The following is a 14,345-nucleotide window of genomic DNA, read 5'->3' on the forward strand; positions in this document are numbered from 1 at the left end:
TGCATCGCGCCGGGCCTTTGCATATACTTTTAAGCCCACCCGTTCACGATCCGATAAGCGCAGGACCCGCGTATGACCGACGATCCCACTGTCATCGCCTTTGACACTTCTGGCCCGCGCTGCGCGGGGGCTTTGCTGATTGGCGACCGCATCATCACCCGCACCGACGACATGGCCCGCGGTCAGGCAGAACACCTGATGCCCATGCTGGAGGAGATGCTGGCGAAAGAAGGCCTTGTCTGGGCCGATATCGACGTCATCGGCGTTGGCACCGGGCCGGGCAATTTCACTGGCATCCGCATGTCTGTCGCCGCGGCCCGCGGCCTTGCACTTGGGCTGAACAAGCCTGCTGTTGGTGTCAGCGTGCTAGAGGCGCAGGCCTTCGGCACCTCTGGCCCGATCCTGTCTACAGCCGCCGCACCGCGCGACATGGTCTATGCCCAACGCTTTACCGACGGCTGGCCCGAATCAGAACCGGTTTTCACCGATCTGACCGGTGCCCTTGCGGTTGCCGGCCCGGATGACGTGACCGTACTTGGTGATATGGCACCGATTCTATTGGCCGCCCACGGCCTGCCGACCGGTCCGCAAGCTGTCAGCGTGATAGAGGGCATCGCCCTGCTGGCGGCCGATCCGATCTACCGCATGGATCACCCCGAACGCCCCGCGCCGCTGTATTTGCGCCCTGCCGATGCCGCACCTGCGCGGGATGCGCCGCCGACCATCATTCCATGACGCTGGATGATCTGGCCGCCACGCATGCATTGGCTTTTGACATTGACCGTCCGTGGTCTGCCCATGAATTTGCCAGTTTGCGCGCCCAGCGCGGCACACTACTGTGCGGTGACGCAAAGTCCTTTGTTTTAGGCCGCGTCATTATGGACGAGGCCGAAATACTGACCGTTGCCACCGCGCCGGATCACCGCCGCCAGGGTCTTGCCCGCAACGCCATCGCAGCATTTTGCAACCTTGCGCAGTGCAGCGGTGCCGCTACCGTGTTTCTGGAAGTCGCCGCCGATAATGCCGCGGCCATCGCGCTTTATACTGCGCTTGGCTTTGGCCAAGTCGGTCAGCGGCGCGCATATTACGACCGCGAAAACGGTGAGGCCGTTGATGCTTTGGTCCTGCGCCGGACGTTGACACCCTAAAATAGCGCCTGAAATTTGATCTTATGGCAAAAGATGCAGCATGTTCCGCAAAGAAACGGTTGACCACCGCCGCGCCGCATTGCCTTATCTGGTGATGAACCACGAATGGACCAAACCGTTCGGAAACAACACCGTCCTCTGGGAGACTATGTAATGACGCTTTTCACAAAATTCCTCGGTGCATCCGCTGCGCTGGCGCTGTCCGCCGGTGCTGCCATGGCCGACCCGGCCATCATCTTTGACCTTGGCGGCAAGTTCGACAAATCCTTTAACGAATCCGCTTTTAACGGCGCGACCCGCTGGGCCGAAGAAACCGGCGGCACTTTCGCCGAGGTCGAGCTGCAGTCCGACGCCCAGCGCGAACAGGCACTGCGCCGCTTTGCTGAATCCGGCGCAAACCCCATCGTCATGGCCGGCTTTTCCTTCATGACGCCGCTGGGTGACATCGCTGGCGACTACCCCGACACCAAGTTCGTGATCATCGATGCCGTTGTCGACGCGCCGAACGTCAAATCTGTCGTCTTTAACGAAGAGCAGGGTTCCTACCTGGTGGGCATGCTCGCCGCTATGGCGTCCAAGACCGGCACCGTGTCCTTCGTCGGCGGCATGGACATCCCGCTGATCCGCAAATTTGCCTGCGGCTACGCCGAAGGCGCAAAGGCTGTGAACCCTGACGTGACTGTCATCGCCAACATGACCGGCACCACCCCTGCCGCATGGAACGACCCGGTCAAAGGCACCGAGCTGACCCTTGCGCAGAAGTCCCAGGGCTCTGACGTTGTATTCCAGGCGGCTGGCGGCACCGGTGTCGGCGTCCTGCAAGCAGCAGCAGACAACGAAATGCTGGGCATCGGCGTTGACGCAAACCAGAACTACATGCACCCCGGTCAGGTCCTGACCTCGATGCTCAAGCGCGTTGACGTCGCTGTCTATGACGCCTTCACCGCCGGCACCGAAGTCGAGCCCGGCATCGCGTCCCTTGGCGTCAGCGAAGACGGCGTCGGCTATGCCATGGACGAAAACAACGAAGCGCTGGTGACACCCGAAATGATGGCCGCTGTTGAAGAAGCCAAAACCGGCATCGCTGACGGCTCCATCATGGTGCACGACTATATGTCCGACGAATCCTGCCCGGCGCTGACGTTCTAAGCACCCATCAGGCCACACCAATCGGGGCCGCGCTGATCCATCGGCGCGGCCCTTATCCATCGGGGGACCAGGCATGACAAACATGATCCAGACTTTTTTCGACGCTTGGGGTGCAACACCTGCAGCGCGAGCCGTGCAAATCGTATACCCTGCCGCCGTAAAAGGGATCACAGCATGACCGCCCCCGCCATCGAACTCAAAGGCATCTCCAAGGCCTTTGGCCCGGTCCAGGCCAACAAGGATATCAGTATTCGCGTCATGCCCGGCACGATCCACGGCATTATTGGCGAAAACGGTGCTGGCAAGTCCACGCTGATGAGCATCCTTTACGGCTTCTACAAAGCCGACGCGGGAGAGATTTTTATTTCCGGCAAAAAGGTCGACATCCGCGATAGCCAGACAGCCATCGCCTCTGGCATCGGCATGGTTTTCCAGCACTTCAAACTGGTCGAAACCTTTACCGTCCTTGAAAATATTGTCCTTGGGGCCGAAGACAGCGGCCTGCTGCGCCCGTCCCTTGCCCGCGCGCGGCGCGAGCTTAAGGCGCTGGCCGATGAATACGAATTGAACGTCGAACCCGACGCGCTGGTGCAGGATATTGGCGTCGGCATGCAGCAGCGAGTGGAAATCCTGAAAGCACTGTACCGCAAGGCTGACATCCTGATCTTGGACGAGCCGACCGGCGTGCTGACACCGGCAGAAGCTGATCACCTGTTCCGCATCCTTGAAAACCTGCGCCGCGAAGGCAAAACCATCATCCTGATCACGCATAAACTGCGCGAAATCATGGAAACCACCGACACCGTCAGCGTCATGCGCCGCGGTCAGATGACTGCCACGGTCAAGACATCCGAAACCAGCCCGCAAGAGCTGGCAGAGCTGATGGTTGGCCGCAAAGTCCTGCTGCAAGTGGATAAAAAGCCCAGTGTGCCCGGTGCCGTCATTCTGGACGTGCAGAATTTGCACGTCACCGACGACAAAGGCGTTCACCGCCTTAAAGGGATCAACCTGCAGGTCCGCGCGGGCGAAATCCTTGGCATTGCGGGCGTTGCTGGCAATGGCCAGTCCGAGCTTCTGGAAGTGTTGGGCGGCTATGAAAAGGCGACCGGCACGATCCTTATGAACGGCACGCCAATCGACCTGACCGGCACCAAATCCGACGGCCAAAGCCGCCGCGCACGCGGCATTGCCCACGTGCCAGAGGACCGCCAGCGCGAAGGTCTGATCATGGACTACGCCGCATGGGAAAATTCGGCCTTTGGCTATCACCACGACGCGAAATACCGATCTGGCCCGTTCATGAACAACGCGGTCATGCTGAAGGACACCGAAGAGAAGATGGCCCGTTTCGACGTGCGCCCGCCCGATCCAAAACTAGCGGCCAAGAACTTCTCTGGCGGCAACCAGCAGAAAATCGTCCTTGCCCGTGAAATCGAACGCAATCCGGACCTTTTGCTGATCGGCCAGCCGACCCGCGGCGTCGATATCGGTGCGATCGAATTTATCCACCAGCAAATCGTCGCCCTGCGCGACCAAGGAAAAGCAATTCTGCTGGTCAGCGTCGAGCTGGAAGAAATCCTTGCCCTGTCCGACCGCATTGCCGTCATGTTCGACGGCCACGTCATGGGCGAACGCGACCCGGCAAAGACAAACGAAAAAGAACTTGGGATGCTAATGGCTGGCATGACCGGCGATCCCGCCGATGTCACCGTCGCCCAGATCGAAGAAAACCTGGCGCACGCCGGCACAGGGGAAAAGGTTTAAATCATGGATGCGATGCCAAAATGGGCCGATGTGGTCCTGATCCCCGTTATCTCTTTGGTGCTGGCTGCACTGCTGTCCGCCCTTGTCATCCTCGCCATCGGTGAAAACCCGTGGGAGGCGCTGAAGCTGATGGTCGACGGTGCTATCGGATCCACCTATGGCTGGGGCTATACCCTTTATTACGCAACGAATTTCATCTTTACCGGCCTCGCCGTCGCCATCGCCTTTCACGCCCGCATGTTTAACATCGGCGGCGAAGGTCAGGCGGCTTTGGGCGGTCTTGGTGTTGCGCTTGCCTGTCTTTACATCCCATGGCCGCATTGGTCGCTGGCCCTGCTCGGCGGCACACTGGGCGCTGCCCTGTTCGGTGCCGCTTGGGCTGTCATCCCCGCATATCTTCAGGCCAAGCGCGGCAGCCACATCGTCATCACAACGATCATGTTCAACTTCATTGCCGCTGCCTTGCTGAACTATCTGCTGGTCGGCGCGCTAAAGCCTGCTGGCAGCATGGAGCCATCGACGGGCAAGTTCCCGGACCCGACGCACCTGCCGTCGTTCCAGGATATGTTCTCGACCGCTGACACTGTGATGTTCCGCGGCGCGCCTGCCAACATCACCTTTTTTGTGGCCATCGCCGCCTGCATCGCGGTCTGGGCGCTGATCTGGCGTACGCGTCTGGGCTATGAAATCCGCGCCTTTGGCCATTCGGAATCGGCCGCCAGATACGCAGGCATCAGCCCGACCAAGATCATCATGATTTCTATGACCATCTCTGGCGCATTGGCTGGCATGATGGCGATCAATAACGTGATGGGCGAAGCCGAACGCCTTGTTCTGAACGCCGTAGAAGGCGCAGGCTTCATCGGGATCGCCGTCGCCCTGATGGGCCGCAGCCATCCCTTTGGCGTTTTCCTTGCCGCGATCCTGTTCGGGTTCCTGTATCAGGGCGGCGCGGAACTTGCACTGTGGACAAGCATCCCGCGTGAATTGATCGTCGTGATCCAAGCCCTCGTGATCCTGTTCACAGGGGCCCTCGACAACATGGTCCGCATGCCGCTGGAAAGCTTCTTTCTGTCGCGGCGCCGTGCGGCCCAGCGTAAATCCAAACTGACCGCGGCGGAGTGACACCATGGACCTGATGACGCTTCTGCAACTGCTTGATTCCACCGTCCGCCTTGCCACGCCCCTGCTGCTGGCCTGTATCGCGGGCCTGTATTCCGAACGCGCGGGCATTTTTGACATCGGGCTGGAAGGCAAAATGCTTGCCGCCGCCTTTTTGTCTGCGGCCATCGCCTTTACCACCGGCAATGTCTGGCTTGGGCTGCTGGCAGGCATAGGTGCTTCTATGCTGCTGTCTGCGATCCACGGCGTCGCCTCGATCACCTTTCGCGGCAACCAGCTGATTTCCGGCGTCGCGATCAACTTTTTGGCCGCCGGCCTGACCGTCGTCATCGCGCAAAGCTGGTTCGGCCAAGGCGGCCGCACGCCCCAGCTATCTGGCGGCGCACGCTTCAACCCGATCACCCTGCCCTTTGCCGACGCCCTGCGCGACGTGCCCCTGCTTGGCCCGATCTATTACGAACTGATTTCAGGCCATACCGCACTGGTCTATATCGCCTTGCTGATCGTGCCCGTGACGTGGTGGGTGCTCTACGCCACCCGTTTTGGCCTGCGCCTGCGCGCCGTCGGCGAAAACCCGGCTGCGGTCGATACCGCTGGCGTATCCGTTGTCGGCCTGCGCTTTGTCGCTGTGGCGATCTGCGGTGTGCTTTGCGGTTTGGCCGGTGCCTACCTTGCCACTGCGCTGCAAGCCGGGTTCACCAAAGACATGAGCGCAGGCCGCGGTTATATCGCCCTTGCCGCACTGATCTTTGCCAAATGGAAACCCTGGCCCGCCCTTGGCGCAACCATGCTGTTCGGCTTTTTGCAGGCGCTTGCCCTGCGCCCCGACCTGATTCAGCGCACGCTTGGCTTCAGCGTTCAGACCCAGCTGCTGGACGCCCTGCCCTATATTCTGACTGTCGTGATCCTTGCCGGCTTCGTCGGCAAAGCCATCCCCCCAAAAGCCGGAGGCGAGCCCTACGTCAAAGAACGCTAAGCTGCCTGTTTGACACTGCCGCCGATCCGCAGTCTGGTAGGTTAAACCACTTCCAATCGGACGTTCGATGCAACTTTACCTGCCCATCGCAGAAGTTTCGGTTAACATTTTCCTAATTCTGGGATTGGGCGGGCTGGTTGGCGTCTTATCGGGTATGTTCGGCGTCGGCGGCGGCTTTTTGATCACGCCGCTGTTGTTCTTTGTCGGCATCCCGCCTGCAGTGGCGGTCGCCACCTCGACAAACCAGATCGTCGCTTCGTCCTTTTCCGCGCTGCTTGCCCACCTGAAACGGCGCACCGTCGATTTACGCATGGGCACGGTTTTGCTGATCGGCGGGCTTGCGGGATCAACCCTTGGCCTGCTGATCTTCAACTACCTGCGCAGCTTGGGCCAAGTCGATTTGCTGGTCAGCCTGTTCTACGTCGTCTTCCTTGGCATCATCGGCGCACTGATGCTGGTGGAAAGCCTCAATGCAATGCTGAAATCGCGCAAGCCCGGCGCGCGAAAAACACGCAAGCATCACTACTGGGTCCACAACCTGCCACTAAAGGTCAAGTTTCGCGTTTCCGGCCTTTATATCTCGGTCATCCCGCCTCTGCTGGTCGGCGTTCTGGTCGGCATCCTGTCCGCAATCATGGGTGTTGGCGGCGGCTTTATTATGGTGCCGGCGATGATCTATCTGCTGGGCATGCCAACCAAGGTGGTGATCGGCACTTCGCTGTTCCAGATCATCTTTGTCACCGCCTATACCACGATGCTGCATGCCACGACGAACTATACCGTCGATATCATGCTGGCCCTGCTGCTGATCCTCGGCGGCGTCATCGGGGCCCAGGTCGGCACCCGCATCGGGGCCAAGCTAAAGGCGGAAAGCCTGCGCATCCTGCTGGCTTTGCTGGTGCTGCTGGTCTGCGGCAAACTTGGCCTTGATCTGCTGCTGCAACCGGCAGAGCTTTATACCCTTAGCGCCGCAGGTGCCCTATGATCCGCGCCTTACTGACCCTGCTTTTTTTCGCCACTCAGGCGCAAAGCGAAACCATCGTTTTGGGGCTTAGTCAGGATTCCGTGTCCATCACCGCGACCTTCGACGGCTCTGACATCCTGATTTTCGGTGCCGTTAGCCGCACCGCGCCGGAACCGCAGGACATGGGCGATCTGGGCGTCATCGTTGCCGTATCCGGCCCCGACCAGACCGTATCGGTTTTTCGCAAACAACGGCGGATGGGCATCTGGATCAACACCGACGAAGTAATCGTCGACCGTGCGCCGTCCTTTTATGCCGTGGCATCCAGCGCACCGATTGACGACGTGTTAAGCGATACCGAAGACCTGCGTAACCGCGTGACCATTCCCCGCGCCATCCGGTCCGTTGGTGCCACGGTGGACGACAGTGCAAACTTTACAGAGGCGTTGATCCGCATCCGGGCCAAGGATGCGCTGTTTCAGGTCAACGAAGGCGGAGTCGATCTTGAACAGGATACGCTGTTTCGCACCGCATTTCGTCTGCCAGCTAATCTGCTGGAAGGTGACTATCTTGCCCGCATTTTTCTGACCCGCGGCGGCAAGGTGATCGACACCCACAGCACGGTCATTCCCGTTCAAAAGGTCGGGCTGGAACGCTGGCTTTATAACCTCGCCCATGTGCAGCCATTCCTGTACGGCTTGCTGTCGCTTGTCATCGCAGTCGCGGCAGGCTGGGCCGCCTCTGCCGGGGCTGCTGCACTTAAACGGTAAAAACCTTATAAATAAGGCGTTCGTTATACCCGCGGATAAGGTCGCACCCTATGCGCCGTCTTCGTCCTGCATTGTCAGGGTCAGCGGCGCCGGCCCCTTGTCCAGATCGTCGATCCGCAAGAACGGCTCTGCCGGTTTTGCCAGACGGTTACGCACGACCCAGCGCAATTGGTTTTCCGCCCGCGTGATGGCGACATAAGCCAGCCGTTTCCACAGCGGCTGCCCCGCCTCTACCCGGCCCATACGCGACGCCATTTCGATATCCGGGGCAAAGACCTGCACCGTATCCCACTGGCTGCCCTGCGCCTTGTGGATGGTCACGGCGGCACCATGCAAAAACGTTGCGCCCATCTTGGCGGCAAAGGGAATGAACGGCTCTTCGTCACCCTCATGTTCAATCTTGACGATACTCGCCGCAGACATTTGCGGATCAATCGCACCTAGCACATGCAGCTTGCTGAAACCGGGCCGCTTTCCCGGCCCCAAATAGATGACCTGCGCGCCTTTGATCAGGCCCCGCGCCTCGAGGTCCAGCCGCTTTTTGCGGTGCTTGACGGGTAATTCGATACCATCGCAGATCAACGGCTCGCCCGGCAACAGACTGTCGCCCGGTGCATCATAGGCGGCGCGAAAGGCGTGGATCAGGCGGATGCGGGTCTTGTTCGTCCAGACAAGGCAAGGCGAGCGGGCCATCAGATCCGCCTCTACCCGCTGCGCCATGACGACGCGCTCGTCCTTCTCTGCTGCCTCAGCGACCATACGCTCGAAATGGTAGAAATCCAGCATGGGATCGGCAAGCGCATGGGCCAGGTCAAGGATCGGGCTATCCGCGCTTTGCCGATGGATACGGTTCAGTGTCAGCACGCGCTTTTCCGGTAGCGTTTCAAACACCATGCCGCCACTGGATTGCACCGGCGGCAACTGCGCCGGATCGCCGAACAGGATCAGCGTAGGAAAAATTTCCTGAAGGTCTTCAAACTGTTTGGCATCCAGCATGGAGGATTCGTCGATGAATCCGATATCCAGCGCCTCTTCGCGCCGTTTCCACCCGGTGATGAAATCGCTGCCGCGCAGCCCCGCGGCGGCCAATGCGGCGGGAATGGATTTGTGCCCCTGATACGACACATAAGCCCGGTCCAGCGCAACATCAGTCAGCTGTTCCACATCCGGCCGTTCGCCCTGCCCGGCCAGCCATTCGGCAACCTTTTCGTATTCAGGATCATAGACGGGGGTGTAAAGGATCCGGTGGATCGTTGTCGCCGGCACGCCGCGATTGCGCAGCACGGATGCGGCCTTGTTCGTCGGGGCCAAAATCGCCAGCGTGCGCCGGCCGCTGCGTTTCTTACCCTCATAATCGCCCGAGACGATTTCAACCCCGGCTTTTTCTAATGCGCGGTAAAGCTCTGCCAGAAGCATGGTCTTGCCACTACCCGCCTTGCCGATCACGGCAAGAACCTCGCTCACCTCGCTTTGCGGTGGTTGGAGGAGGTCATTGTTCAGATCGACGCCAGACTGGCGCAGGGTCATTTCGACACTGTCCCAAGCGGCGGCCTGATCTTCGGAAAAGGTGATGGTGGGGGCGGGTGTGTTCATTGCGCGACCCTATCCGCCCCCGCCGCCCCCTGCCAGATGTCAGGCCGCCTTTTCTGACGATGCCTGCCCGATTACATGGCCAAAGGATCGCGCGAACCACGCCTCTGATATGGCAGAGCTAACGCCAGCCCGGCGCAACACCTTTAGCCGGTCCTCCGCGCGGTAAGGCCAAAGCCCGACGCTGATCGCATCACGCCCGCTGCCGGAACTGCCCAGCACCTCTGGCGCGGCCCCGATGGCGTTGTAGATGCGGATCATGCGGGCATCAAAAACGCCGAGCAGATGGGTCAATGAAAATGCCCGCATCAATTCCCCGCCCGCCAGCATCAGCAGGCCAGCAACGCGGGGGCTGGCACCCTGCGACAGGCAAAAGCGGGTGCATTCCCAGATCAGCGGGCTGCTGATTTCACCGTCCATCAGATCCGAAAAGTGGTCGTTTACCATGGTACGCCCCGACATCGGCAAAAAGCGCATAGACCCGCCATGCACGCCGGGTCTTTCTTCCCAGACGACATATAGCGGGTTCATCGCATCGTATTCGTCCCGTTCCCAGCCGTTCTTATCGACTGACACCTCCCATTTCAGGCGGTCGCGGAATTGGGCAGCACGGTCCTTGTGCATACTGGCTTGCAGGTCCGGGTGATGGTGAAAGTCGTTGGCATAGATATAGCGAATCATGGCGAAGGCCCCTGTCATTGCGATGGGGTAGTCTTCGGACCGGGTGGTTAAGATTATGCTGCCCTGCGAACGGTGCCTAGCTGGCCGCAACATCCGTATCAGCGTGGCGCCCAGGCCAACCGCCGGGCGCATCCTTTGCGGCCCCCCCGATCATGATCAACCCTTCCGACAAGGCGCGGGCAACTGCGTGAACGGTATTCAGTGCCCCCAACTTGTGCCGCGCGCTTTCGATGTAAGCCCGCAGGGTATGTTCGGAAATTGAAAGCAAATCAGCAGCCTGAGAGCGAGAATAGCCCATGGCCAGAAAGCTGAGCGCATCGACTTCGCGCGGGGACAGCGGGCGTACGGCTTCGGGCGTGCGCCCGGCTTCGATCTGCAGTGCCTTGGCGTTGAGGAAGTGGGCGATCACGATCAAATCGCGCTGGTTGTCGGCGGTAAAGCTATCCCATTCCGCATCGGTGGCGGTATGTGACAAGGTAAAAAGGGCGAACTGCCCATTGGGGCCGCGTATTGGAATCGTGAATCCCTAGTTGCCAACACCATGCGCAATCGAATCGGCGCGAAAGGCACGGGCTGCCTTGGATGACCAATCCATCCGCTTCCAATCGACAGGATGGAAACGCTGGAAACAGCCCGACACAACGGGATCCACGCGAATATAATCCATGTCCTGATACCGCTGCGCCCAACCGGGATCATAGGTGCCAAAACCGTATTGTTCGCCGTCGACACTGACCCAGTGATAGACGACATGATCGACATTCAGGGTCTGCCGCAGGCTGACAACCAGTTCCTGAAGTTGATCAAGCCGGTCGGTGGCTTCGAGCCGCTGCAAAAAGCGGTTCAGTTTGTTCCGCATCTATACGTACCCGGCCTGACTGGCCCTCGGATGTCGACGCGATTTCTGCCGTTGCCACGATTGCGGCTTCGCGCATCCGGTCCGCCACAAGGGGCAGACCATTCTGGAAGGCGAAAGACTCCAAATCGGCCAGAACGTCGATGATCCACTTATGTCCCACGTTCACACTCCCTTACAATTCGTTAACAGGTCATTAACAACTCACGGTAGCATGGGTTAATATTGCAAAATACTCGCTTCTTAAGCCTCCCCCGATATAGGGGGAGGCTTTCAGCATAAATAATTGACACTGCATAGGTCGGTCCCACAAGCGGCGATTTTTACCGCGGTCATCGGTCAGACAGCGCGCTGCCGGAATCAGTCATATTGATAAAGAGATTCTGAACAAGAAAAGGCGCCTGCCATAGCAGACGCCCTTTCATCAAAAGCGGTCGCCTTACCTAACCGCGGGATTCAAACTGTGCGTCTTCAAAGGTGCGCAAACCGGTGCGCGGGCTTTGAACCAGCACCGCCATGTTGCCGGGCTTGTGCTGGTTTTTGCGCATCTTGGTATGGGCGGCGGGAATGTCGTCCCAACCGAACACTTCGGACATGCACGGATCAAGGCGGCGTTCGACCATCAAGTTATTGGCGGCAGAGGCCTGCTTGAGGTTCGCAAAGTGGCTGCCCTGCAAACGTTTCTGGTGCATCCACATATAGCGCACGTCAAAGGTCAGGTTATAACCAGTTGTCCCGGCACAGATTACAACCATCCCGCCGCGCTTGCACACGAAGGTGGACACAGGGAACGTCGCCTCTCCGGGGTGTTCGAACACCATATCAACGTTATTACCCTTACCGGTAATGTCCCAGATCGCCTTGCCGAACTTGCGAGTCTCGTTGAACCATTCCTTGTATTCAGGCGTGTTTACCGTGGGCATCTGACCCCAGCATTTGAAATCATTGCGGTTCAGCACGCCCTTGGCCCCCAGCGACATGACGAATTCGCGCTTGGATTCGTCCGAGATAACGCCGATGGCATTGGCCCCTGCCGTATTGATCAGCTGGATCGCATAGGACCCAAGGCCGCCGGAGGCCCCCCAGACCAGCACGTTCTGACCGGGCTTTAGGTCGTGCGGTTCATGGCCGAACAACATGCGATAAGCGGTGGCCAGCGTCAGGGTATAGCAGGCCGATTCTTCCCATGTCAGATGCTGCGGGCGGGGCATCAATTGCTGCGACTGCACACAGGTGAACTGCGCGAAAGAGCCATCGGGGGTTTCATAACCCCAGATCCGCTGGCTGGGCGAGAACATGGGATCGCCGCCATTGCAGTGCTCGTCATCGCCGTCGTCTTGGTTGCAATGAATCACAACCTCGTCGCCGACTTTCCAACGCTTCACCTTGTCGCCCACAGCCCAAACGATGCCAGAGGCGTCGGAACCGGCGATGTGAAAATCAGCACCGTGCACGTCAAAGGGGCTGATCGGCACGCCAAGTCCGGCCCAAACGCCGTTATAATTAACGCCAGCAGCCATCACCATGACCAGCACTTCATTGCTGTCAGGCTTGGGGCAGGCCACGGTTTCCACCTCGAACGCTTTTTCGGGTTCGCCGTGCCGTTCCCGCCGGATTGTCCAAGCGTACATCTGGTCTGGCACATGCCCAAGGGGCGGCATTTCACCGATTGCATAAAGGGGCTTTGGGCTCGCCTTGGTGGCGGTGTCCAGATCAAGGGGCATGTCCGTCTCCATCATTGCATCCATCATGTTTTCGCCGCGCTGCAGAGTCGGCCTGTACGCTTGAGTATGCAAGCGCAGCGCAATGATGCAACCCCCTTGGTCTATATTTTGTAATTTTATTACGTAACGGATTTTTCTTCGGGAAAGTGATGGGCAATAGATCTGGCGTAATAGGGCAGGATGTCCCGCCCCCGATCGGTAATCGTGATCGCGTCGGGTGTGACCGCAATCAGCCCCCGCTGGGTAAACCGGGCAAGCGTATCAGCGACAAGGATTGACGGACTGCGCTGCGGCAACGGCATGTCGCGGGTATGCAGGGCATCGAGGCAAATGGTCGTTTGTGTCAGCAGGTCTGCTGCAGACAGGCCAGGATTGCGCAGCATCAGACGGGCGATCAGCGGTGCCGCCAACACCGGCACAACGGCGCGCACGCGGTCCATTAGCGCATCTGCCACCGCCTCTGTAGGGTCGCCGGTCAAATCTGGCCGCGCCTTTAGAAACAGCGAAAGTTCCAGCGGTTCGCCAAACCCGACAGATGCGGTGCCGAAGCCGTCAAAGCGCCCCGTGATACGTTGCCAGAAATGCCAGGAAATGCCGCGCAATACGGTCATGGCAGGCGGCCGGAACCGCCGTACGCCCCGTTTATCCGCATCAATCAGAAACTGATCTTCGATGACCCGATCGTAATTCAGGCCCACAGGAACAAAAATGACATCCCGCCCGCCGGGACGGTAATTGGACACAATGTAATTTAACAGGCCAAGCTTGGGCGGCCTGACCTCTCCGGTCAGGGAAAGACCACCTTCGGGAAACATGGCCTGCGTCACGCCAGCATCCGTGGCCATCTGAACATAGCGCGCCAGCACGCGGCGATACAGATCCCCGCGGGACCGGCGACGGATAAAGTAGGCACCCAACGCGCGAATCAAAGCAGAGAGTGGCCAGACCCGCGCCCATTCACCCACGGCATAGGATAGCGCACCCGCCCGGCTGACCAGATAAGTGACAAGGACGTAATCCATGTTGCTGCGGTGGTTCATCACAAAGATGATCGTCGCTTCCGGGTCCAGCTGGTTCAGCTCTTGCCGGGGAAAGGTCGCGATGCGCACACGGTAAAGCGTATTGGATAAAAATCGCGCAACCCGCATTCCAAAAGAAAAATAGGCCGTCGCGGAAAAGCTGGGAACGATTTCGCGGGCATAGCTTTTGGCTTTTTCAAAGGCGACGTTTTCGGGAACGTCATGTTCGTGGGCATAGTCAACAATCGCCTGCGTCACTTCCGGATCATAGATCAGACGCTGGATCATGTCGTAGCGCCGCGCGAGCTTGAATGGCTCTATCGGGCGGGCAAGGCGTTCATTCAGCCGCGCGATGACCCGCTCTGCTCTTTTACGAAAGAACCAGCGAACGGATGGAAACAGAAAATGCGACGCAAAGGTCACGGCCGCGAACAGCACGATAAGGACAAAGGCCCATAGGGGCAGGGTCACGGAATGCGTCATGCCGGAACCGTGACAGGTTTGCCCCGCCTCGTAAATCCCGCCATGCCGCAGCGCAGCGCTTGACGAAGGTTCAAAGTTACATATAACCGATACATATCG

Annotated in this window: 12 protein-coding genes and 1 pseudogene; 8 read left to right on the forward strand and 5 right to left on the reverse strand. The window is 59.1% G+C overall.

Annotated features, from left to right (window positions below; all coding sequences use genetic code 11):
* Positions 1-72 precede the first annotated feature (72 nt).
* The 8 genes from tsaB (at position 73) to SJY10_RS14875 (ending at position 7,893) form a co-directional block, all read left to right on the forward strand.
* On the forward strand, positions 73-735 hold the full coding sequence (tsaB, locus tag SJY10_RS14840; RefSeq protein ID WP_386684017.1) for a tRNA (adenosine(37)-N6)-threonylcarbamoyltransferase complex dimerization subunit type 1 TsaB: 663 nt from the start codon (positions 73-75) through the stop codon (positions 733-735).
* On the forward strand, positions 732-1,148 hold the full coding sequence (locus SJY10_RS14845) for a GNAT family N-acetyltransferase (RefSeq protein WP_386684019.1): 417 nt from the start codon (positions 732-734) through the stop codon (positions 1,146-1,148). The genes tsaB and SJY10_RS14845 overlap by 4 nt, the downstream gene beginning before the upstream one ends.
* Before the next feature lie 153 nt (positions 1,149-1,301).
* On the forward strand, positions 1,302-2,297 hold the full coding sequence (locus SJY10_RS14850; RefSeq protein ID WP_386684021.1) for a BMP family protein: 996 nt from the start codon (positions 1,302-1,304) through the stop codon (positions 2,295-2,297).
* 174 nt (positions 2,298-2,471) lie between these two features.
* The gene (locus SJY10_RS14855; RefSeq protein WP_386684023.1) at positions 2,472-4,061 is read left to right on the forward strand and encodes an ABC transporter ATP-binding protein; all 1,590 of its coding nucleotides are present in this window, start codon (positions 2,472-2,474) and stop codon (positions 4,059-4,061) included.
* A gap of 3 nt (positions 4,062-4,064) precedes the next feature.
* Positions 4,065-5,186 (forward strand): ABC transporter permease, encoded by a 1,122-nt coding sequence (locus SJY10_RS14860; protein WP_386684025.1) that lies wholly within the window; start codon positions 4,065-4,067, stop codon positions 5,184-5,186.
* 4 nt (positions 5,187-5,190) lie between these two features.
* Complete coding sequence (locus SJY10_RS14865; protein ID WP_386684027.1) at positions 5,191-6,159, forward strand: ABC transporter permease; 969 nt, start codon at positions 5,191-5,193, stop codon at positions 6,157-6,159.
* A 67-nt stretch (positions 6,160-6,226) separates the two neighbouring features.
* A complete protein-coding gene (locus tag SJY10_RS14870; RefSeq protein WP_386684029.1) occupies positions 6,227-7,144 on the forward strand; it encodes a sulfite exporter TauE/SafE family protein in 918 nt (305 codons plus the stop codon).
* Positions 7,141-7,893 (forward strand): TIGR02186 family protein, encoded by a 753-nt coding sequence (locus SJY10_RS14875; protein ID WP_386684031.1) that lies wholly within the window; start codon positions 7,141-7,143, stop codon positions 7,891-7,893. The genes SJY10_RS14870 and SJY10_RS14875 overlap by 4 nt, the downstream gene beginning before the upstream one ends.
* 48 nt (positions 7,894-7,941) lie before the next feature.
* Here SJY10_RS14875 and SJY10_RS14880 read toward each other — a convergent pair whose 3' ends face one another.
* The 5 genes and pseudogenes from SJY10_RS14880 to SJY10_RS14900 all read right to left on the reverse strand — a co-directional run bounded on the left by SJY10_RS14880 (position 7,942) and on the right by SJY10_RS14900 (position 14,246).
* Complete coding sequence (locus SJY10_RS14880; RefSeq protein WP_386684033.1) at positions 7,942-9,486, reverse strand: ATP-dependent RecD-like DNA helicase; 1,545 nt, start codon at positions 9,484-9,486, stop codon at positions 7,942-7,944.
* Between the two features lie 39 nt (positions 9,487-9,525).
* On the reverse strand, positions 9,526-10,164 hold the full coding sequence (locus SJY10_RS14885) for an acyl-homoserine-lactone synthase (RefSeq protein ID WP_386684035.1): 639 nt from the start codon (positions 10,162-10,164) through the stop codon (positions 9,526-9,528).
* Positions 10,165-10,240: 76 nt separating this feature from the next.
* Positions 10,241-11,023, reverse strand: a pseudogene (locus tag SJY10_RS14890) (autoinducer binding domain-containing protein).
* 440 nt (positions 11,024-11,463) lie between these two features.
* Positions 11,464-12,756: a crotonyl-CoA carboxylase/reductase gene (gene ccrA / locus SJY10_RS14895; protein WP_386684721.1), complete on the reverse strand. Its 1,293-nt coding sequence runs from the start codon at positions 12,754-12,756 to the stop codon at positions 11,464-11,466.
* 107 nt (positions 12,757-12,863) lie between these two features.
* On the reverse strand, positions 12,864-14,246 hold the full coding sequence (locus SJY10_RS14900; protein ID WP_386684037.1) for a 1-acyl-sn-glycerol-3-phosphate acyltransferase: 1,383 nt from the start codon (positions 14,244-14,246) through the stop codon (positions 12,864-12,866).
* Positions 14,247-14,345: the final 99 nt, after the last annotated feature.

The sequence above is a fragment of the Loktanella sp. R86503 genome, assembly GCF_042466455.1.
Classification (GTDB): domain Bacteria; phylum Pseudomonadota; class Alphaproteobacteria; order Rhodobacterales; family Rhodobacteraceae; genus Loktanella.